At 65.2% G+C, this 22,272-nt stretch carries 16 protein-coding genes; 6 read left to right on the top strand and 10 right to left on the bottom strand.

Annotation, left to right across the window (positions count from 1 at the left end; genetic code table 11):
- Window positions 1–261 precede the first annotated feature (261 nt).
- Window positions 262–1,425 carry an NAD(P)/FAD-dependent oxidoreductase gene (locus tag HAPAU_RS07260; protein ID WP_066381114.1) on the bottom strand — a complete coding sequence of 388 codons (1,164 nt, stop codon included), beginning with the start codon at window positions 1,423–1,425 and terminating at the stop codon, window positions 262–264.
- Between the two features lie 197 nt (window positions 1,426–1,622).
- On the bottom strand, window positions 1,623–2,051 hold the full coding sequence (locus HAPAU_RS07255; RefSeq protein ID WP_066381113.1) for a DoxX family protein: 429 nt from the start codon (window positions 2,049–2,051) through the stop codon (window positions 1,623–1,625).
- A gap of 150 nt (window positions 2,052–2,201) precedes the next feature.
- Between HAPAU_RS07255 and HAPAU_RS07250 the strand changes: the two genes are divergently transcribed.
- Both HAPAU_RS07250 and HAPAU_RS07245 read left to right on the top strand, forming a co-directional pair.
- Complete coding sequence (locus HAPAU_RS07250; protein ID WP_066381112.1) at window positions 2,202–2,588, top strand: DUF7475 family protein; 387 nt, start codon at window positions 2,202–2,204, stop codon at window positions 2,586–2,588.
- 113 nt (window positions 2,589–2,701) lie between these two features.
- The gene (locus tag HAPAU_RS07245; RefSeq protein ID WP_066381108.1) at window positions 2,702–3,262 is read left to right on the top strand and encodes a phosphatase PAP2 family protein; all 561 of its coding nucleotides are present in this window, start codon (window positions 2,702–2,704) and stop codon (window positions 3,260–3,262) included.
- Window positions 3,263–3,556: 294 nt separating this feature from the next.
- Here the strand turns inward: HAPAU_RS07245 and fmdA are convergent, their stop codons facing one another.
- Window positions 3,557–4,828, bottom strand: coding sequence for a formamidase (gene fmdA, locus HAPAU_RS07240; RefSeq protein ID WP_066381106.1), 1,272 nt, complete (start codon window positions 4,826–4,828; stop codon window positions 3,557–3,559).
- A gap of 147 nt (window positions 4,829–4,975) precedes the next feature.
- Complete coding sequence (gene thsA / locus HAPAU_RS07235; protein ID WP_066381105.1) at window positions 4,976–6,628, bottom strand: thermosome subunit alpha; 1,653 nt, start codon at window positions 6,626–6,628, stop codon at window positions 4,976–4,978.
- A gap of 187 nt (window positions 6,629–6,815) precedes the next feature.
- Between thsA and HAPAU_RS07230 the strand changes: the two genes are divergently transcribed.
- Window positions 6,816–7,352 carry an AmiS/UreI family transporter gene (locus HAPAU_RS07230; protein WP_245634047.1) on the top strand — a complete coding sequence of 179 codons (537 nt, stop codon included), beginning with the start codon at window positions 6,816–6,818 and terminating at the stop codon, window positions 7,350–7,352.
- Between the two features lie 34 nt (window positions 7,353–7,386).
- Here the strand turns inward: HAPAU_RS07230 and HAPAU_RS07225 are convergent, their stop codons facing one another.
- The 4 genes from HAPAU_RS07225 to HAPAU_RS07210 form a co-directional block, all read right to left on the bottom strand.
- Window positions 7,387–7,614 carry a hypothetical protein gene (locus HAPAU_RS07225; protein WP_066381102.1) on the bottom strand — a complete coding sequence of 76 codons (228 nt, stop codon included), beginning with the start codon at window positions 7,612–7,614 and terminating at the stop codon, window positions 7,387–7,389.
- 230 nt (window positions 7,615–7,844) lie between these two features.
- Window positions 7,845–8,660 carry an enoyl-CoA hydratase/isomerase family protein gene (locus HAPAU_RS07220; protein WP_066381101.1) on the bottom strand — a complete coding sequence of 272 codons (816 nt, stop codon included), beginning with the start codon at window positions 8,658–8,660 and terminating at the stop codon, window positions 7,845–7,847.
- Between the two features lie 351 nt (window positions 8,661–9,011).
- Window positions 9,012–10,301, bottom strand: coding sequence for a glycosyl hydrolase (locus HAPAU_RS07215; protein ID WP_066381100.1), 1,290 nt, complete (start codon window positions 10,299–10,301; stop codon window positions 9,012–9,014).
- A gap of 153 nt (window positions 10,302–10,454) precedes the next feature.
- Window positions 10,455–12,551: a beta-glucosidase gene (locus tag HAPAU_RS07210; RefSeq protein WP_066381097.1), complete on the bottom strand. Its 2,097-nt coding sequence runs from the start codon at window positions 12,549–12,551 to the stop codon at window positions 10,455–10,457.
- A 132-nt stretch (window positions 12,552–12,683) separates the two neighbouring features.
- Between HAPAU_RS07210 and HAPAU_RS07205 the strand changes: the two genes are divergently transcribed.
- On the top strand, window positions 12,684–13,859 hold the full coding sequence (locus HAPAU_RS07205) for a pyridoxal phosphate-dependent aminotransferase (RefSeq protein WP_066381950.1): 1,176 nt from the start codon (window positions 12,684–12,686) through the stop codon (window positions 13,857–13,859).
- A 450-nt stretch (window positions 13,860–14,309) separates the two neighbouring features.
- The gene (locus HAPAU_RS07200) at window positions 14,310–15,095 is read left to right on the top strand and encodes a DUF7282 domain-containing protein (RefSeq protein ID WP_245634046.1); all 786 of its coding nucleotides are present in this window, start codon (window positions 14,310–14,312) and stop codon (window positions 15,093–15,095) included.
- 456 nt (window positions 15,096–15,551) lie between these two features.
- On the opposite strand, the gene HAPAU_RS07195 is transcribed toward HAPAU_RS07200, so the two are convergent.
- Complete coding sequence (locus HAPAU_RS07195; protein ID WP_066381095.1) at window positions 15,552–16,748, bottom strand: MFS transporter; 1,197 nt, start codon at window positions 16,746–16,748, stop codon at window positions 15,552–15,554.
- Between the two features lie 177 nt (window positions 16,749–16,925).
- The gene (locus HAPAU_RS07190; protein ID WP_066381093.1) at window positions 16,926–18,137 is read right to left on the bottom strand and encodes a C45 family autoproteolytic acyltransferase/hydolase; all 1,212 of its coding nucleotides are present in this window, start codon (window positions 18,135–18,137) and stop codon (window positions 16,926–16,928) included.
- A gap of 164 nt (window positions 18,138–18,301) precedes the next feature.
- Here HAPAU_RS07190 and HAPAU_RS21990 point away from each other — a divergent pair, with 164 nt between their 5' ends.
- The gene (locus tag HAPAU_RS21990) at window positions 18,302–22,267 is read left to right on the top strand and encodes a GAF domain-containing protein (protein WP_084383679.1); all 3,966 of its coding nucleotides are present in this window, start codon (window positions 18,302–18,304) and stop codon (window positions 22,265–22,267) included.
- The last annotated feature ends 5 nt before the right edge of the window (window positions 22,268–22,272 follow it).

The following is a 22,272-nucleotide window of genomic DNA, read 5'->3' as shown; positions in this document are numbered from 1 at the left end:
GAGAGACGGAAAGACTGGGACTCCACACCATAGCGGAATAATCGTCATAATAGTTCGCGATTAGACTCGTATCTAACTCGGAGAACGCGGGGACCAAACCCGAGACGGCAAGTACCGCGATAGAGATTCGCTCTCCGAGCGGCGTGGTGGTACCTATGGCATCGCTGGCACGGTAGACGATCCGATCGAGCGGTTATACGAGAACGGGGCCGCCAATCGAAACTCGGCAGGATGTCTGTATCCGAGTAAGCCATCAGGAAGCTACGGGACAGAACTGTCTTCTCCCGGGCCCCAGTGACTTCGATAGTCGAACTCGGCGGATCGATCGTCGAACCGATCGAGTCGGAACTGAACCAGTGGAAACGGAGGGGTCTCACCAGTAATCAGTGATCGAACGGCACGTCCGGTGACGGGCGAGAGCATGACACCCCGACCGTGAAGGCCAGTCACGACCGTGAGCCCGTCGGGTCCCTCCTCGGGGGTGTCGATGACGGGACGGCCGTCGGGCGAGGCACAGTCCGCGGTCGGACAACAGTCCTCGCGACGAACCTCTCCCGAGGCCACGCCGCTGAGTAGCGGCGCGACGTCCTCGACCACGCGTTCTCGGAACGAGGGCTCGACACCCATCGGCGTCCCCTCGGGATCGCTGAGGAGGTGTTCGTTCCCGCCGACGAGCACGTTCCCCCGATCGGTGGGTCGCCAGTACACCCGCAGTGTCGGTTCGGACCCCATGGGACAGTCGGTCGGAAGCGGTTCGTCGGGTTCGATGACGACCGCGTTCCACCGAAGCGGTCGAACCGGGATCTCGACGTATTCGGCGAGGAGCTCGCGCGTCTTCCACCCGGTCGCATAGACGACGTGATCGGCGTCGATACGACCGTACTCCGTCTCGACACCGGTCACCGTGCCGTCTTCGACTCGGAGGTCCGTGACTTCGTGATCGCGGAAGACCTCCGCTCCGGCCCGTTCTGCGGCCCACTTCAGCGTCATCGCGTAGTCGAGCGCATCGAGGGAACCGGTCCCGTCGTAGACGAGCCCACCGCCGTATGCCGAGAGATCACTGAACGAGTCGGGATAGCGCCCCTCCAGTTCGGATCGAGTGAAAAAATTCCCACCGCCGGGCGCTTGATCGGTGTAGAGATCGGCGTTTGCTGCGGGAACGAGGCGGACCGTCTCGCGCTCGGTGAACGAGAAGATACCCTGTCCGTCGAGGTCGCGAAACTGCGAGAGGGCGAACGACGCCCATTCGTCGGGAAACGGTTCGAGCGAGAGCGAGATCATCCCGGAGGCTCGGGATGACGTATCAGCGGCGATACCGCCCTTGTCCAGGACGATAACGTCGTGATCGGGTGCGAGTTCCCGAGCAATGGCAAGGCCCGAGACGCCGGCTCCGACCACGACGATTCGATCGTTGGTTGTCGACATAGTGCTACCCGGTTCCTCGGAGAGGGACCACAAAACCCTACGGATCGCTCGGTGGGACTACGATGTCCGGAGCCACACGCAGTCATACGAGCGATCGATGCGTCACACGAGTACGTTCGAGAGTCGATGTCGTCGAGCGCGGTAGTGAAACGGAAACCCCATCGGCAGCGAGACCATCGGGTTGAAGAGGTAGACGCTCACGTACCGTTCTCGGGCATCGTACGCGTGTACCACCACGCCCAAAGAACGAGGACGCCTTGAAACGGGAGACGGGCCCACAACCCGACCCGGGCACTGTTCGTCGCCCAGTCTGGAACCGATTCAGGGACCATATCGCTGGTCGCCATATGGACGTTCGCTGGAAACACGGCGAGCAACAGGGCTATTACTCCCCACGCACAGCGGCGGCGCGTTCGCCGAAACAACAAGCCAATGCCGAGACCGATCTCCGCGATTCCGGAGAGGTAGACGAGTACGGTTGGACGGGGCAATCGAGGCGGGACGATTCGAGCGAAGGCTCGCGGAGTGACGAAATGCATCACGCCTGCAGCGGTGTAGAGGAAACTCATCACGTAGAGAAGCGGCCGTTTGAATCGAACGGAAACGCGATCGGTATCGGTACTCATCCTGTACTGTGAATTACTCGCCCGGGACCGATAAAGGACCGACGAACACGGCCCTGCTCTTATCGGGGATTCTCCTAGAAGATATACTCGACCCGACTTCGAGTTATGAGTTAACAGTGCATCTATGTGGTCCCATACCGTGATAGGAATATGGATACGGCAGAGACTCGTGGGATGGCACTCAGTATCGACACGCTCGACGGCATCCACTGGCTCGGCATCCTCTCCGCCCTCGTCTCGGCGGGCGTCCACCTCCTGATCGGGGCGTGGTTTTTCCCCGCGCCGCTCGGCATCAGTTTCGTCCTCGCTGGCCTCGGCTTCATCGGGGCCGTCGTCCTCGTGCTCGTCGACTTCCACCGGAGAGCGGTCTACGCCGTCGGCATTCCGTTCACACTGGTCCAGATCGTCCTCTGGTACTGGGTCAACTTCGTGGGAATGGACAAGTCTTTCCCCGCCGACATCGGCACGCTGGACGCCGTCGACAAGATCGCGCAGGTCGTCCTCCTCGCCGTGTTGGTGGTCCTGTTGCGCCGATAACCGGTGACCGCGCGTGTGGTCCCCATGAGTCTCGAGTAACGCGCTCGTCCGCCGCTGTCGTATCGGTGCTTCAACCAGTGAGATTAATCCGGCACGGCAAGTAGCGTCGGGGTATGGACGCCGTCCGTGCTGAACTACTGGAGTTCGTCGTGTGGCTCGACCACCGGGTCGTCGAGTTGACGTTAGCGGTGCGAAACCCGCTCCTGACGGAGGCGATGACGTCGATCACGGGCCTCGGGTCGGCCACCGCGGCGATCGTGTTCCTCGGTATCTGTTATCTCGCAGGGTGGACCGACGAACTCCGCGTGGCCACACTCGCGATTGCACTCACCGGCGTCGTCGTCGGAACGCTGATGTGGACGATCCACCGGCCGTTCCCCCCGGGCCCGGTTTGTGTGACTGGCGGGGCCGAAACGGTCACCTCGTCGTTTCCGTCCGGACACGCGGCCGCTGGTACGATCTACGCGATGAGCGCTCGTCGTTCTTCCCTGTTACCCTTCGGCGCCGTCACCGTCCTGGCGGCCGCGATAGCCGTCTCCCGGGTCTATCTCGGGACGCACTACTTCTCGGATACCCTCGCCGGCGTCGTGGTCGGCGTCGGGACGTTCGCACTCGCCGCCTGGCTCCACGATCGATTCGACCTCGACGCCGTTGTCGCGCAGTACCGTCGATAGAGCGCCTCTCGGGCTGGTCACGACGTCTCCCACACGATCACGACGTCCGACGAAACGGTTCACAGACCGGCTCGGGACCCGATCGAACGACAACACGACGTCACCACGAAAGCCCTGTCGCCTGGATAGGACGATCGGCCGCGGGGGATACCGACGACGGATTCGCCGATGGACGGGGCAAGGCGTTCAGGTCGGTTTCGCGACGTCACTACGATCGGCGGTCTCGTGGCCCCGTGTTCGACGGGACGACGATACATCCGACGGGTCGACGCTCCGCGAGCGAGGGGAGGCAGGTCAGTTCCCGAGCGGATCGTCGGTTATCGCGACCTGGCCGCGGTCCGCCGACTCGCCCAGCCCCGTGGGACTGATGTCGAACTCGAAGACGTCCTTGGGGATCGCGAGCGTCGAACAGGCGTTGGGGATGTCGACCATCCCGCTCTGGCGTCCCTCGACCGGTACGGTCGAAAGCAGCATGTAGGCCTGCTCGCCGGTGTAGCCGAATTTCTTGAGGTACTCGATGGCTTCGAGGGCGGCACGGCGGTAGGCGACGTGCGGGTCGATGTAGTGTTGCTCGCCGTCCTCGGTCACGGAGTACCCCTCGAAAACGACGTAGTCCTCGAAGTTGGGGCCGCGGTGGCCGGGTTCGAAGATCGGGTGGTCGATTCCATGCGTGTCCATCCCGTCCTTGATGAGATCGAGTTCGATATCGAGATAGCCCGCCATCTCGATGGCCCCACAGAACGTGATCTCGCCGTCGCCCTGCGAGAAGTGGATGTCGCCCATCGAGAGCTTTCCCCCCTCGACGAACACCGGGAAGTACACGCGAGTGCCGAGCGAGAGGTCCTTGATGTCGCAGTTACCGCCGTTTTCCCGCGGTGGAACCGTCCGGGCGGCCTCTTGGGCGGCCGCCTCGGCCTCGTCGTCGGTCAGCTCACCCATGATCGCCGCGTCCGTATCCGGCGGGTTGGCGACGGGCGGGTTCTCCTCGCCAGTGGGGTGGTTGTGGATCGATTCGGGGTCTTCGGCGTGCTGATCCATGAGCGCCTGCTCGCGGTCGTTCCACGCCTCGAGCAGTTCCTTCGAGGGCGCGGTCCCGACCAGTCCGGGGTGGATCATCCCTTCGAAGCGCACGTCGGGGATGTGCCGGGAACTCGTTTTCGTCCCGTGGAGGTCCCAGATCGCCTTCGCCGCATCGGGGAAGTGATCGGTGAGGAATCCCCCACCGTTCTGCTGGGAGAAGATGCCGGTAAAGCCGTACTCCCAGCGCTCGTTGAGCGCGCCGATATCGAGGATGTCCATGACGAGGAGGTCACCGGGCTCGGCACCCGCGACCTCGATCGGCCCACTCAGGTAGTGGACCTGATTGAGATCGACGTCACGGACCTCGTTTGCGTTGTCGTCGTCGGTGATCTGACCGCCGGTCCAATCGAGGCACTCGACACGAACCCGATCACCCGGATCGACCGTCACCACCGAGGGGATGTCCGGATGCCACCGGTTGTGGACCGACGTCGGTTGGTCGTCCGGTGGGGCCTCTACGTCGACTTCTATTACGGTTTCTGGCATACGACAACATACGACATGATACGAGACACCTTATAGATATCCAACTATTGTATTCCGAGCAGTATCCGTCTTCGGAGACACCCACACAGCACAGCACAGCAGGGTTCGCCGACGGGACGTCGTGCGATATCGGTCCGATCCGGAGCGTTAGTGTCCGATCGCCCACGGGTAGCCACCGCTGTCCGAACTCGTCCCGTGGTCGTGGCCGTGACCCTCCGCCGACCGGCTGGCTGCGATAACGTCGTCCACGCGCAAGAGCGTGTTCGCCGCTTCGGTGGCGTTTACCAACGCTCGCTGTCGCACACGGAGCGGGTCAAAGACCCGTTTCTCGGCCAGATCCCCGATTCGACGCGACTCGACGTCGATACCATCGTACTGGTTCCCTCGGTCGTGTTCGGTCCGGAGTGCGAGTATCGTATCGATGGGATCCATCCCCGCCGTGCTGGCGAGCGTCCGTGGAACGGATTCGAGGGCGTCCGCGAACGCCCCGACCGCGAACTGTTCGCGACCGTCGACACCGTCCGCATACGAGCGCAGACGGTACGCGAGTTCGATTTCGGGTGCGCCACCCCCCGGAACGACGGCCGACTCCTCCAGCAACGCCACGAGGCTTCGAATACACGTCTCGACGATCCGTTTCGTTTCTTCGGCGACGTGGACCGTCCCACCGCGGAGGATCAACGACCGGTGTTCGGCTGCAGGCGTCCGGACGACGATCAGTTCCGTCGTGTTGATCGGCCGCCGTTCGACGGTCGTCGCGCGTCCGACCGATCGGGGGCCGAGTTCGTCGGTCGATTGTACCGGCTCCGCTCCGGTCGTCCGAGCGAGTTTGTGCAGTTCGTCCTGCCGTGTGCGTTCGACCGGGACGATTCCCGCGTTGGCCAACAGCGATCGGACGGGTTCATCGATCGATTTCTGGCAGAAGACGACGTCGACACCGGCGTCGACGAGATCGGTCACGTACTCCGAGTAGATCGACTCCTCGTACTCGGTGAACGCCGTCCGGTCGTCCGGGCTATCGATACTGACCCGTGAGACGGCATCGGCCGTCTCGATGGTCAGTTGGTCATCGATCAGGGCGATCCTCGCGTCCTCGAAGACCGTCGGGAGTTCGGCGTCGGGCGAGACGAGCGTCGTCGAGGAACTCCCCAGATCGATCGCCAATCCCTCCACGAGTTCCGCGTCCGCGAGCGAACCGCCGGGAAACGCTTTCAGTGTCAGGCGATCGAGCCCCGCTTTACCGCCGCCCTCGACGGACCGAACCGCTCGCACGGTCAACGCCGCGAATCGCGCTGCTGCGTCCCGATCCCACTTTCCCGTAACCGCCGTCTGCACGGTTCGTTCGAGCGTGTCGGTGTCGTCCCGATCGACCTCGATCGCGTTCGCCGCCAGCGTTGCCGTCGCATGCTTCGACGCCAGTTGATAGCCGTTCGTTATCGCGGTCGGGTGGATCCCGCGATCGAGCAGGCCGGTCGCGTTCCGGAGGAGTTCGGCCGCGACGATCACCGCGGTCGTCGTCCCGTCACCGACGCGGGCGTTCTGGCTCGCCGCGGTCTCTACGAACACCTTCGCGGTCGGATGATCGATCCCCATCCGATCGAGGATGCTGGCTCCATCGTTCGTGACGACGATCCGTCCGGAATCGACGAGCATCTTGTCGAGCCCGTTCGGTCCCAGCGTCGTCCGAACCAGATCCGCGACAGCGATTCCCGCATCGATAGTGAACTCCTGAGCGTCGCGGTCTCGAAGGCGATGCAGCTCCCCGTTGAGGCGCGTCAACCCGATCTGCCCGTGATTCATGCTCTCACCAGTTCGGTTGCGGGGCTCGCACATAAAGATGACATTCGATTCACACCATTCCCCTCGTTGATTGTGTCACAGACCGTTATGGGTAGATCATAATTAATTATAAATGTGAATAGGACAACAGTTCAGCAACAGTCACGGCAGGTAGAGCGCGCCGTGAGACACGCCGGACACCGATACAATGCCATACGGAATACTGGGGATGGGACTGCTTTTCGTCGGAGCCGTGCTGATCATCAACGGGATCTGGTTGTTGGGTCGCGCAACGGGTGACGACGTTGCGATCTTGAACTTCTTCGTCGGCGCTCTCACCTTCCTGATCGCGATGTGGTGGGCGTTTGGAGAGCTCTGGGCGTTCGGCGAATACCGGACCGCCGACGCGTTCAACGCCGCCGGGACGCTCCTGTTCTCGTTTACGTATCTCTGGGTCGGCGCGAACGCGATTCGGGGGATCGATGATCAACGCTCGTTCGGATGGTACTGTGCGTTCGTGGCCGCCGTTGCGGCACCGACCGGCTACATCGTTCTGCTGAACGGCGATCTCGGACTCGCGGGGCTGTGGTGGATTTGGGCGGTCCTCTGGGCCGCGTTTTTCGTTCTCTTGGGCCTCGAGCGGAACGAATACACGACACCGATCGGGTGGTACACTGCGATCGTCGGTATCGTGACGGCGGGCGCTGGGTTCGTGATGGCGGGCGGTTGGTGGCCGTGGGCATAACGCCGACAGCGACTCCGACTCGAACGTTCCTCCCTCAGTTCCGCTCCCATAGTCCACGAGTGACCGTATTCGCCTCCGCGTCGGATTCGAACGCGAACTCTCTCACCGACTCCCCCACCCACCAGACGTAGAGACACGCGATTCCCAACCCGACTGTCAGCCCGATTGAGACCACCTCCTCCAACGAGAGCACGAACGGGACCGGACCGACCCACTCGATTGCGCCCGTTACCAGCAGTCCGTCAACCAGTACTGAAGCCATTAATTTTAGTTAAAAAATTATATTATATAATGGTTGCCGTTTCGTGGCTCAACTACGTACTCGAACCGACGTCACTCGTTTACGGGTCCAGCGAGCGACCCGGAGTGGCTGGGAGCCACGCCACGCTTCCCGCAGGGGCGACTGGCGGGACGGATCTCCCCCGGAACGAGGGTGGATTCGTCCACTACCGGGGGATCGATCACGACCGGTTTTCGGTCAGGCGGTCGCGCTCAGGGTTTGTCGGTTTCGTTCATCCACTCGATCGCCGCGCCTATCCCCTCGTTTTCGCGGATCTCGAAGAACGTCTTCCCGTACTCCGTCTGGTGTGACAGCGTCGCCATGTACCCGCTGTTTCTGACTGCCGGTCGGTATCCCTGCATCTCCACGACGTCATTGAGCATGTGCTTCGTGATCCGAAGGGTCGCACGCGGCGTCTTCTTGATCGCGTCGACCTCCTCGAAGGCCGCGTCCATGAGTTCCTCGTCCGGGACGGTCCGGTTCACCATGCCGATCCGCTCGGCCTCCGCGGCGTCGATCGTCTTGCCGGTGTACATGAGTTCTCTGGCGTGTTTGATCCCCATGACGAACGGATAGACGAGCGACAGCGACAGGCCACCCATCCGAACGCCGGGGTAGCCGAACGTCGCGGATTCGCCGGCGATCGTCAGATCACAGGTGAGTGCGAGGTCCGATCCGCCCGCGAGCGCGTGACCGTTGACCGCCGCGATCACCGGGACCGGGAGCTCGTGGATCGTCTCGAACACTGGAAGGACGCGTCGCTGGCGGTCGAGTCCGTCCTCGACCGATGGAAGCGATCCCGACTCGGGTGTGCCTCCGGACTCGGTCAGATCGTAGCCCGACGAGAACGCCTCGCCGGTGCCGGTCAGCACCACCGCTCGAACCCCGTCGTCGACCGCTCGGTGCATCCCCGCGTCGAGTTCGGCGACGAGCGCCTCGCTCAACGCGTTGAGCTTCCCGGGGCGATCGAGGCGAATCAGGGCCGTGCTGTCTTCGATCTCGTAGGTGAGGTGTGTCGGGTCGAACATCGGTCGACCGTCGGCGGCCAAACGAGTTATACGTGATAGACTGTGACGGGTGCACACGTATCACGATAATCGCCGTCGATCACGGGAGCATCGTGACCGTGTTCGGAACGCGCTCCGTCGGACGAACGTCAGACACATGTGCGATTTGTTACGATACATTGACAACATTCCGGCGCTATCGGTAATGTGCTGTGCGAAACGTCAGAGGCACTGCGATTCTCCCTCTCGAACCGGTCTCTCACTACGACTTCTCGTAGCCCGGCCCGTCACCGTCCAACCGGCTCCCGGCTGGTGTTTCGTCCTCCGAGACGTCGTCGGTGGTCGTCAGCGGCCGGGAAGCGTTCCGAGGGGTCACTCCCAGAACTTCGGCACCGTCGCATCGATCTGATAGCCCCCCGCCTGGAAACTGTCGGAGACGAGCGTTCGCCGGTCGCCGTCCATCGACAGCGGCCCCATGACGTTCGAGAGCAGGATCTCGCGGGTCTCGGTCCGGTGGAGTTCATACCACTCGTCGCCGTCGACGCTCGCGAGCACCACCGAGTCGCTCGCGGTGTCGTGCATGGTGGAGTACCCGAATGGCATCAGGCAGAGTTCGCGTCCCTCCTCGAGGTTTTCACGAACGTGCCAGCGCCGCCGGGCGTACAGCTCCATGACGTCATCGTCGGGGTCGGTCTCGATCTCGACGTGGACGCGCTCGAACGAATCGGCGCCGTCGGGCTCGTCGTCGGGACCGTCACGCTCCCAGCGCATGATCCCTTCGGGGACGCCGTCGGTATCGAGGACGACGCAGTCTTTGAACGCGGCGACCTGCGTGACCATCGTGATGTCGCCCCGGTCGTCGATCTCGCTCCACGAGTCGCCCAGATCGTCGCTCCAGTAGAGTTGGGAGTTGCCGTGATCGCCGATCGCGACCCAGATGCGTTCCGCGTACGGGTCGTACTCGACGTCGTGGATGTGGTGGTTCGCCGCGTCGGTGGTGTGGAGTTCGGGTTCGAGGACCTTCTCGAAGGATTCTCCACCATCGGTCGAGAGGATCACCTCGTTTGCGTGTCTGCCCGCACCGAACTGCGACAGCGCGTACGTGCCGACCACGACGATGTCGCCGTAGACGGCGTGACCGAACTCGTTCGAGACGCGTCCGTAGTCGAACTGGTAGAGCAGTTCCGCACCCTCGAGGTCCTCGTCGATGAGGTGGACCTTCCCGCCGGTCTCGCCTCGCCCCCCGGTCGCGGCGATGATCCGTCCGCTGTCGGGAACGATGACCATCTGGACGTACTCCTCTCTGGTCCCCTCCTCCTCGAAGGAGTAGAGCACCTCGGTGGTCTCCCACCAGTCGTCGCTGACCACCACGCGAGGACTGTCACGCCCGTAGATGCGTCCGTGCTGATCGACCCAGACGGGATGGCCCATCGATCGTTCGTCGAGAACGTCGAGGTCGTAGTGCGTGAACGGGCGACCATCGCCGCCTTCCGGTTCGGGTTTTTCCTCCTCGGACTCGTTTCCCGCGGGCTCATCGCCAGTCTCGATGTCGTTCTCGGCGGGCTCTCCGTCCTTGATCTCCTCGCTCGCCATACCTCCTGCAAGCGCGACGCCCGTTCCCGCCGTTGCGGCCGTCAGTTCGATGAATCGTCTCCTATCCATACGATATATAATATATTTCTAGACATATAGATATATTGACCGTTTCGCAAGCCGTCGGTCGGGGAAGCACTACACCGGCAATGCCACGGTAGGGGTTCTAGACGGCTTCTAACGGCGGTCTGTCGGGTCGGTGGTTCTCGCCGCTCGGGTCGCTCACTCGCGTCGGAGGTCGACGCTGAGCCGGCGGTCGGTCGCGGAGCGGGCCACGTCGACGACGAACGGTCCCTCCGAGTTCCGCCAGCCGTCGTCGCCGTATCGGACGAACGCCTGTTTGTGGAGGTCGATATCGACCGCGACCGACTCCCCTGCAGGGACACGCACGGACGCGAACCCGGCGAGTTCCCGTCTCGGTTCGTCCGCGCGCCCCGCTCCGGTCGAGCGCACATACGCCTGTACGACCTCGCGGCCCGCCCGCGAGGACGTGTTCTCGACGGTGACACGCACCGTCGAACCGTCCACCTGCTCGGCGTCGCGGTAGGCGAACGCCGCGTACGAGCGCCCGTGCCCGAACGGGTAGACCGCCTCGTGTTCGGTGGCCTCGAAGTGCCGGTAGCCGACCAGGCGTCCCTCGGTATACTTGACGACGCCGCCCTCACCCGGGAACCGGGCGGTCGTCGCCGTCGGATACGCCGACTCCGCCGCGAACGTCACCGGAAGCCGGCCGCCGGGGTCGCTGTCGCCGTAGAGCACCGACGCGATGGCGTCCCCGTGGGCCTGCCCCGGATACCAGTTCTCGATGATCGCGCCCACCTCCTCGCGCCACGGGAGTTCGACCGGCCCGCTCGAGTTGATAACGACGACCGTCCGGTCGGTGGCCTCGGCGACGGCCTCGATCAGGTCGTCCTGCTCTCCCGGGAGGCGCAGGTCCGGGCGGTCTCGGGCTTCGGTCGCCCGGTCCCGGACGAACACGACCGCGGTGTCGGCCCCACGGGCGGCCTCGACGGCGTCGTCGATCGATCGGTCGTCCGACGCGGCCGTTTCCCCGTCTTCGGACGTGGTCGCGTCGAAAAACGACGGGTCCGCGATCGGCGGGAGGCCGTGCGCGACGGTCACGTCCCCGTCGGCGCGCTCGGTCACGCCGTCGGCGGGGCTCGACCGGACGAACGGCGTGACCTCCGAGGACCCGCCGCCGCCGAGGATCGCGGTGTCGACGTTCGAGCCGACGAGTGCGACGTCCGCGTCGTCGTCGAGCGGCAACACGCCGTCGTTCGCGAGCAGGACGGTCCCGCGCACGGCGATCCGCTCGGCGAGCGTGCGGTGGGCGGGCGCATCAAGCGATCCCTCGGGGCGCTCGCCGTCGAGGCGGCCGATACGTTTCATCCCGGTGAGCACGCGTGCCACCATGTCGTCGAGTCGCTCGCGCGGGACGTCGCCGGCCTCGATTGCGGCGGCGAGGTTCGCCTCGAACCGCGCGATGTTCGCCATGTCCGGCATGCCGCCGTCGGACTCCCCGGACTGGTCGTTTTCGCCGTCGTCCATCCCGACGAGGGCCGCGAACGCCTCGCCGGAGATACCGGGCATTTCGACGTCGAGGCCGCCGGTCGCGGACCGGACCGCGTCCTCGGTGCCGAACCAGTCGGAGGTGACGAACCCGTCGAACCCCCACTCGTCCTTGAGAACCCCCCGAAGCAGACGCTCGTGCTCGCTCATCGGCGTCCCGTCGACGGCGTTGTACGCCGCCATGACCGACCCGACGCCGGCGTCGACGGCCGCGCGGAACGCCGGGAGGTAGAGCTCTCTGAGCGTCCGCTCGTCGACGGCGACGTCGACCGTCGTCCGGTTCGTCTCTTGGTTGTTCGCGACGTAGTGTTTCACGCAGGCGAGCACGTCCTCGGACTGGATCCCCTCGACGACCGCGCGGGCGAACGAAAGCGAGTGGACGGGGTCCTCCGAGAAGTACTCGAAGTTCCGACCGCAGTGGGGGACGCGCACGATGTTGGTCCCGGGACCGAGGAGGACGTCCTGATCGTGGGCGTTCGCCTCGCGGCCCATCGCCGCCCCCTGTTCGCGCCCCAGACTCGGATCGAACGACGCCGCGAGCGCGAGGGAGGCCGGAAACGCGGTCGCCTTCCGACCGGGGATCCGAACGCCGACCGGCCCGTCGACGAGGCGCAGCGGCGGGATGTCGAGACGCTCGACGCCCGGCAGATAGCCGGTTGCGGTGCCGGCGGGATCGATCGCGCCGTGGACGAGGCTGACCTTCTCCTCGAGGTCGAGTTCGTCGAGGAGGGCCGTCACGTGATCGGTCATTCCGATAGATGTGATCCGGGCCGGGATAAGGGTGGTCCTGTGTGGACGGTGGCGGCGGTTCCCGCCCACCGACCGACCGGGACCCGTTGGCCGGTCCAAACAGCCAAGGGGACGCCCCGCGGACGGGAACCGATGACCGATCGGTCCGTCTCACGCCGGGTTGCACGAGTCGAACCCCAACAGATCCGCCGGCTGTTCGACCTCGCGAACGAGCACGACGGCGACGACGTGGTCCACCTCGAACTCGGCGAGCCCGACTTCGCCACGCCCGAGCACGTCGTCGAAGCGGCGGTGGTGGCGGCGCGCGGCGGCGAGACGAACTACACGCCCAACGCGGGGATCGACCCGCTCCGGAGAGCTATCGCCGAGCGGGCGCGCGCCCGCGGGATCGATGCCGACGCCGAGCGGGTCGTCGTGACGACCGGCGGCGTCGAAGCGCTCTACTTGACGCTGCTGACGGTGACCGATCCCGGCGACGAGGTGGTCATGCCGACGCCGGCCTGGCCGAACCCGTTGTCGCAGGCGCGTCTGGCGGGCGCCGACCCCGTCGAGGTGTCGCTGTCCCCCGCCGACGGCTTCGCGTTCGATGCCGACCGGATCATCGAGGCCATCACCGACCGGACCGGCGCCGTCGTGCTCACCTCGCCGTCGAACCCCACCGGTCGCGTGTTCGACGTCTCGGAGATGAACCGGGTCGTCGAGGCCGCCGCCCGCCACGACGCCCATGTCGTCGCCGACGAGGTGTACCACGAACTCACCTACGACGGGACACCGAGGAGCCTCGCGGCCGTCACGGACCGTCCGGACCGCGTCGTGACGATCGACTCCTGCTCGAAGACGTATGCGATGACGGGGTGGCGCGTCGGCTGGCTCGTCGGTCCCGAACCGGTGACGGCGGCGGTGACGAAGATCCACGAGAGCACCACCTCGTGTGTGAACACGCCCGCCCAGCACGCCGCCCTCGCGGCGCTCACCGGCCCCGACGGACCGGCCCGGGAGATGAAGGCGGCCTTCGAACAGCGTCGTGACGCCGTCGTCGACCGACTCCGCGAGGTCCCGGGAATCTCGGTGACGCCGCCGGAGGGGGCCTTCTACGCGTTCGTCGACGCGAGCGGTCTGCCGGGATCGAGCATGGACATCGCCGAGCGACTGCTCTTCGAGTACGACGTGGTCGCCGCGCCGGGAAGCGCCTTCGGTCGCGGCGGGGAGGGACACGTCCGCTTCAGCTTCGCCAACGACCTCGAACGCCTCGAACTGGGTGTAGAGCGCTTCGAGCGGATGGTCCGTACCGAGACCTCGCCGGTGTGACGACCCCACTGAATCGGGGACGGGGCGACCGTTCACGGGCAACTCCACACAGCCGATCGCCTCGATCCGTCCTCGGATCGGTAGTCTCGGGCGGGGAACACTACCGAAGTGCCATTCGGCCGTCACGAGCCGAGACGGCGGTCTTCGGGACCGCGATACGCGACGATGTCGATTATGTGTGGCTTTAACGGGGACGTAGCTGAAGCGTACCGGTTTCGAGACGCTCTCCATCCACCGACTACTGTCGCCGGATCAACGACCGTTCTACACCGTCCGTGATCAGTATGGGTCGCCTGCAGTCGGCACCACGCTGGCGGTTCGGAACGACCGGCCGTTAAGGACCTGCTACGATCCCCGGACAGCACCGGCTCTCGTAGGCGACCAATTACAATCGGGCTGTCGCGAGTGGACAGGAGTGCTGGAAGCGGTATACCAGTATCGGAGGGAACAATGTCAGACAACTCGAAACAGCCTACAGCCGACGAGCCAGTATCGACACCGACGACCAACTCCTCACGGCGACGTGTGTTACAGGCGGTCGGTGGGACGGCCGCCGCACTCGCGTTCACGGGCAGTGTGAGCGCAATGGATGACGACGACGTCGAGTACACACCCAGTGAGCATCAGCGCCCCGAGGGCCCGCTCGGCGAGGGCAAAGGCCTCTCGTACAGTCGCTTCAGCGATCAGGTCACGGACGGCACGTACGTGATCGTCGACGAGGGCAACATCACCACCGAGGAGGGTGGATTCATGTCGGTCCATATCGCGCGTCCCGAGGAGGGGATCGCGGACGTGGGCTTCATCAATCCGGAGACCGGTGAACCGCAGAACGCTGCGGCGACGATCATCGGCTACTCGGAGTACCTCGAACCGGGACTCCATCAGAACATCAAGGTCCCGATCCTGCAGGACGAGGAACTCGACGCGGTCTCGGGCGAGCTCGACCGGCTCCCGGAGCCAGCCGTGTTAGTCTCGTTGCCCCACGTCGACAGCAACGAGAACGAGGAGTGGGACTTCTTCGACGAGGGTGACGAGGACGGCGCCTACGGCTTCGAGGACATCGGCGCGCCGACCGACGGCTCGTTCGCCCCGCCCGGACCCGACCGCCCGACCGACATCGCGGCGGTCGTCCCGCTCGAGGAGAACGAGGACGACTTCCACATCTCGCGTCCCGACGACGACCTTCACAACGGCGAGGTCGAGGACGACGACAACAGACACCCCGACCACGACTGAAGCCCCGTCCACAGGGCTTAGACTCTGAGACCGGACGACCGTGTCCACGGTACTGCCCCCGAGTGACGGGGGTGCTTTCACTACGGTATTCGTGAGCGAATCCCGACCGGCGGACTCGGAGCCGGGTCGCCCTTATAAGGCCGGTATCGACGGGGGAGAACAGTACCGACAGTCCATAATGTAACTAACACGGATCGTGAAACGGACGAATCCGCTCACGATCGGGGCCCGTCGTCACGTCCGAGATCCTTGGATCTGAATCGTTGAAACGGCGGTAGGTGGCACCCCTCGGGGACTCCGCTCTTGTGCCAGTTCCCCGGAGTGAGCCAGTCGTCCGACGAGCGGCCACTCCATCGCGGCTCTCACTCGCTCCGTGATCTCGACGCGAACTCCCCGGAGGGTGCCCGTCCGTTCGCGTCGGTTCCGTACCCCGAATCTCGGACGCCGCCCGCCGGATCAGTACTCGACCGAGACGAGGACGATGAGTACTACCACGCCAGCGAGCCCGGCGACGCCGAGAAACGCCTGGTCGAAGTACCCTCGGTCGGCGACCGCTCCGAAGAGAACCGGGCTCAATGCGCCGAGCCCGATGTAGACCGTTCGGAGCGCACCCAGATTCGTCCCCCGCGTTCCGTCCGGCAGTCGCCGGGTCAGATCCGAGATCACGATCGTCTCGAACCCGAGGACGCTGCTTACGAGTACGGTCAGGGGGACGAACAGCCACACCCCCTCGACGAACGGGAGCGCACCGAGCGCGATGCTGGTCACTCCCATGATCACCAACAGGGGGAACTGGACTCCGATCCGATCGTAGGCCCGGCCCGCGATCGGCTTCATCAGGATCCCGAGCGCGAAGAAGAAGCCGAACAGCACGGTCGCGACCGTCGCTGAGAGCCCCTTCTCGTCGATCAGATACGTCGGGTAGAACCCGATGAACACCTGCATGATAACGCTCCACAGCATGAGCAACACGGTTCCGCGCAACACGTTCGGCCGAAGCAACGTCGAGACGACGCCGTCGAGCGCGAGGCTCTCGCTCAACGAGGTGGTCGCAGACTCCGGTCTGGGAAGCGTCGCCCAGAGGCCGATCGCCGCGAACACGAACAGCGGAACGGCGGCCCCGAAACTGTACTGCCAGGCGACCGTCACGGCGATGAACCCCGCAGCGGGGGGCATGATCGCGTTCCCGAGGTCGCCGGCGGCCAGCGTCACACCCGTCGCCGTACCGAGCTGGTCGGGGTAGATCTCGTTGAGGATCGTAAAACGCGAGACGCCGTACAGCGCCGTTCCCAGACCGAACAGGGCCGTCGCGCCGAAGAGGACGAGCGACGAGTTCGCGACGACGACGAGCACGAGCATCGTCGCCGCCGAGAGGGAACTGGCGATCAACAACAGCCGTTCGCCGACCCAATCGGCGAGGATCCCGCCGGGGAGCTGTCCGCACGCGTAGGCGACCCACAGAACGGTCAGGAGCAGCCCGGCGGTCGTGAGCGTGAGGCCGTACGCATCGCGGAGATGCGGCAACAACGCCGGGTAGATCATCCGGACGCTGATCGACAGAAACCAGCCGAAGGCGACGGCGAGGAGCGCCTTCCCCCGCCCGCCGCCTCGGAGGTCCGCGATCGCCTGTTTCGCCGTCGAGATATAGCGCATGGACGTATCCGTTCCCTCGTCTATGCGTTCTCCCTCACGCTGTTCAGTCTTCCCGTTCGGGATCGTTCCGGAACGCTTACTGGCCGGTGTCCGATTCGCCTCGACCCCCTACACGCGGTCGACCCACCGCGTCACAGCCCGTCGACACCTCGACTTCGGAACTCCGACGGCGCGGTCTCAGTGGAGGCGATCGAGCCAGCGCTGGCCGGTTCGGAGGTCGTCCGGGATCGCTTCGCCGAACGCCCACCGTGCGCGTTCCGCTCCACACGGGGCGCCCATCCGGATCTCGATCACCGGCGAGCCCCCCTCGAAGACCGCCGAACTCGCCGTCGTCAGTTGCCCGAACGCGTGCGGTTCGTCCGTCCCGGGTTCCGGATGGCGACAGATCGACTCGTCGCCGGGGCCGTTCGCGTGATCCCGGGCGACCGCCCACAGGTCCTCACGACCGAGTCGGGCTTCGCCCGCGAGCAGTTCGAGCGCGCGTTTCCGCCGCTTGGTCGAACTCCCGGTCCGCGTCGAGGCCGAGTCCACGAAGTGGTTCGTTCGGATCGTGATGGGGCCGTCGTCGACGGTGATCCGCTCGGCAACCGGATCGATCTCGAGTAGGGCGCTGGCGCTGGCATCGGCCAGAAACAGCGTCTGGCCACACAACCGACGCGTCCGATGGGAGTCGAGCAGGCTTCGGGCTTCAGAAACGGTGGCACACTCCTCTAAGAGCCGCCGGATGACGGTCCCGTTTCGGAGTTGATCCTCCGGATCGATGTCGTCCCGGGTCCTGTCGATGTAGGTGTTGGCCGCGACCAGTCCCCGATCGTTGACGCCCTTGAACGTCGAGATCGTGCCACACGTATCGACCGTCAGGAAGCCGTGATAGTCGTCGATCGGGGGCTGTTCGATGACGGATTTCGGTCGCGTTCCCCGACCCGCGATGTCCCGGTTCTTGAGCACGAGCGCCCCGGGACCGTCGGATTCGGCGTCGGCGGAATCGGCATCGAATCCGGCGTCCGACTCGAGTTTCGACGGGGCGACCAGTACGTTCGTACACCCCTTCGGATGCTTCTCGGATCGTCCCGTCCCGTCGGCCAGTTCCTCACAGAGCTCCGCGTAGGCGAACACGTAGACGGCGTAGACGTCCGAGGAGACGTCGAGGACCTCAGCCATCGTCTCATACGCCCGCAGGTGGCGGTCGGGCAGGCTCTTTCGGCTTCGCCGGGCGTATTCGAGTAACGGTGCGAGGTCGACGTCCTGCTCGCCGATGACCCGTGTGAGTTCGTCGATGGCCCACTCGACGGCCTCCCGTTCGGTCTCGGCCCGCCGTCGTGCCTGTTCGGCGAAACCGACACCGTCTCCGCCAGCGACCTCGGTACTGTCGGCGGTCGTGTCGTCCATACCGGCCCGTTGAACTCCCGCGGATTGTATGTTTGGCCCGGCCGTGAGAGAGGCGAAGCGGTGATCGGCCGAGTCCAGCAGGTGAACGACGTCCAACTGGGGACCCGCCCATGTGTGCGTTCCGTTGACAGAACCCTTTTCCTTGTTCATCGATAGCTAGGATCATGAACGCATCCGTTCCGTCACCCTCGACCGTCCTCGAGGAAGTCGATCGGCTCGCCCCACCCGGGACGCCCCTCACGACCCCGGAGGTCGCCGACGGGTTCGACTGTACGGATCGCACCATCTACAACCGGCTGGACACGCTCGTCGACACCGATGTTCTCGAAACGAAGAAGGTCGGTGCGCGCGGGCGGGTGTGGTGGCGGCCCCCCGACGACCGCGGCTTCGCGTCCGCTGTCGAACCCGCGCCGGCGGCCTCCGTCACCGATTCCGGTGACTCCGACGGGACGGACGATCGAGCCGACGGGCGCGAGGCGGAACTCGCGGCCGAACTCGATGCAACGAAGCGGCTACAGGCGATCAGCACCAGACTGATCCAGAAGGACGATATCGATACCCTCTACGACGAGATCCTCGAGGCCGTCGTCACGGTCATGGACGCCGATTTCGCGCGCCTCCAGCTGCGCGATCCCGATCGGGGCGACCTCGAACTCTTGGCCCATCGGGGGTTCGACGAGACCACAGCGCTGTGGGATCGGGTGGGCCCCGAATCGAACGGGCCCTGTAGCGTGGCACTGGAGACTGGCCGTCGAGTCGTCGTCTCGGACGTCGAGACCTGTGGGTTCATGGCCGGGACGGAGGATCGGACGACGCTTCTCGAAACCGGCATTCGGGCCGTCCAGAGCACACCGCTCGTCTCGCGCTGTGGCGACGTCGTCGGGATGCTCTCTACTCACTGGGAAACCCCACACGAACCGTCCGAGCGCGATCTGCGCTCACTGGACGTACTGGCGCGCCAAGCCACCGACCTCATCGGACACCGTCAGGCCAAGGAGGCCCTGCGCAGGAACCGGGAGCTGTTGGCGGGAGAAAAGCGCGTCCTCGAGACGCTCGCTCGGGGTGCCAGCTTGGACGACGTACTGAGAACGCTCGTCGGCGTAATCGAAGGGTACACCGACGGGATGCAGGGGTCGGTCCTCGTGATCGAGCCGGGCGAGGAGCGGTTCGGGACGGTGATCGGGCCGAACCTCCCGCCGTCGTACGTGGCGGCACTCGACGGGGCGTCCATTTCGCCTCCGTACATGGGCCCGTGCGGCAAAGCGGCGCACGTGGGCGACGCCGTGGTCTGTGAGGACATCGCCCCCGACACACGCTGGGCGTCGGAGTGGCGCGATCTGGCGCTATCGAACGACCTCCACGGGTGCTATTCGACGCCCATCGTCGGTGCCGACGGCGAGGTGCTCGGTTCGTTCGGCCTCTATTCGACTCGATCCGGTGACGTGGTTCCCGACCCGGACGTCCGGGAGGTGGTCTCCGACATCGCCGGCGTCGCGATCGAGCGCAAACGAACCGAGGAGGCGCTGCAGAAAAGCGAGGAGCGCTATCGGGAGCTGTTCGAGTCGATGACCGAGGGATTTTGCGTTCTCGAGAAGGTCGATACCGCTCCGGAGGATCCGGTCGACTTCCGCTACGTCGAGGCGAACCCGGCGTTCGCCGAACAGTCCGGCCTCGAGGACGTCGTCGGAAAAACGAGGCGAGACGTGATTTCCGACGAGGCCTCCGACTGGGCCGAGGTCTACGACACCGTCGTTCGGACCGGCGAACCGATCCAGTTCGAGCGCGAACTCGCGTCACAGGGGAGGATCCTGAACCTCCACGCGTTTCCGGTCGGCGATGGAACGAAACGGCGGGTCGGCGTGGTCTTTCGGGACGTCACCGAGCGCAAGCGACGCGAGGAACGCGAGCGGTTCCGCACTAAGCTGATCGATACGCTCCAACCGATCTCCGACCCGATCGAGATCCAGTCCGAGGCCGCCCGCGTCCTCGGCGAGCATCTGGACGTCGATCGCGCCCTCTACAACGAGGTTCTCGCCGACGAAACCACCGGCGTCGTCCATACCGACTACCACTCCGAGGGGCTCTCGTCCGTCGTCGGTACCCACCGGTTCGACGACTCCGGCGAACACGTCTCCGAGGCGTTCCGGTCCGGCGAAACGCAGGTGATAACCGATTATGCGACCGTTCCCGGTCTGAGCGACGAGGAACGGGCTGCGTACCGAGAGCTGGACCTGCATTCGTACGTCGGCGTGCCGCTGGTCAAGGACGGTCGGCTCACCGCCTTTTTCGCCGTCAATCAGGCGACCCCTCGCGAGTGGACGGAGACCGAGATCGAGATGATCGAGGAGACCGCCGAGCGTACATGGCACGCCGCCGAGCGTGCCCACGCCGAACAGGCGCTCAAGCGGGCTAACGAGGGCCTCGAACGACTCACGACCGTCAGCCGCGAGCTGATGGACGCGAGTCCACGGACCATTAACCGAGCGGCCGAACTCACACGGACCGTCCTCGACGTCGAGTACACGGCCCTCTGGCGCTACGACGGGACCACCGGCGAGTTCTCCCGGCACGCCCACCATACCCCGTCGGGGACGGACCCCGACTCGGTTCGGCTCCCCGAGGGACTCTCGAAGCGGGTCTGGCAGGCCTTCATTGACGACGACCTCGCCGTCGAGAACGATCTCTCGACTCCTGAAGACGAAGGCGAACACGAAAGCGAGGGTGAATGCGCGTCGGGGACGCCGCTTCGGAGCCGAATGCTGATCCCGCTCGGCGGACACGGCGTCGTCTGTGTCGGGTCCACTCGCGCGGGGGCGTTCGACGAGCAAACGGTCGATCTCGCGACCACGCTCGGCGCGACCCTCGAAACGGCGTGGGACCGGGCGTCGGGCGAACGGCGACTGGCGCGGCAAAACGAGGAGCTGGCGCGTCTGGATCGTCTCAACGGCCTCATCCGTGAGATCGACAGCGCGCTCGTCGAGGCCGATAGTCGCGCTGCAATCGACCGGGCGGTCTGCGATCGGCTGGCGGCCTCGGATCACTACGAATTCGTCTGGATCGGCGAGCGCGATCCGGTCGCCGAAACGATCACGCCACGGGAGTGGGCGGGCGTCGACGGGGGCTACATCGACGAACTCGCGATCCCGATCGACGCGACCACGACCGGTCGGGATCCAGTCGCCGCCACGGTGCGCACACGCGACCTTCAGGTGGTCTCGGACATCGCGACCGAGACCCGGTTCACACCCGAACGCGAGGCGACCCTCGAGCGGGGTGCGCGCTCGTGTATCAGCGTTCCCCTGATCTACAAGGACTCGCTGTACGGCGTTCTGGCGGTGTACGCCGACCACCCCCAGCCCGACGAGCGCGATCACGCCGTGCTGGCGGAACTCGGTCGCACGATCGGCCACGCGATCAACGCCGTCGAGACGCGAGAGACGCGCCACACGAACCGTGTCGTCGAACTCACACTCACGTGTCGAGGGCGGATCACACCGCTGTGCCGCCTCGCACACCGAGTCGGGTGTGACGTCCGGTTCGAAGGACTCGCACACCGGTCGGACGGCGAGCCGGACGTCTTCTTCACTGCGAGCGACGTCCCGTCGGCGGAGCTCCTCGCGGCGAGCGAGCAGGTAAGCGCGATCACGGAACTCCTCTGTCTCGCCGACCGGGACGAAGAGGCTCTGTTCAGGGCGCGCGTGTCCGAGCCGACGCTCGCCTCACGGATCGTCGAGCAGGACGCGGTCGTGCGCACGCTCACGATCGAAGGCGGGGTTGCGACCGCGGTCGTCGACGTCCCCCACACCGCGACCGTCCGCGAGTTCGTCGACCGACTCCGACACGGTGGTCCCGATCCCGAACTGCTGGCCCGACGGACGCGGGATCGCCCTCTCAAGACACGAAGCACGTTTCGGACGATCTGTGCGGAACGTCTGACGGCCAAACAGCTGGCAGCGCTCGAGACGGCGTACTTCAGCGGGTTCTTCGAATCGCCGCGAACGCAGACGGGCCGGGAAGTCGCCGCGTCGCTGGACGTCTCACAGCCGACGTTTACGACCCAACTCCGGGCGGCCCAACGGGGGATCTGTGATCTCCTCTTCGCTGCGGGCGGGACGACTGTGGACTCCTGATCGTC

The sequence above is a fragment of the Halalkalicoccus paucihalophilus genome, assembly GCF_001593955.1.
Taxonomy (GTDB): domain Archaea; phylum Halobacteriota; class Halobacteria; order Halobacteriales; family Halalkalicoccaceae; genus Halalkalicoccus; species Halalkalicoccus paucihalophilus.
Note: the sequence above shows the minus strand (reverse complement) of the source record. Positions and strands in the feature narration are given on the sequence as shown.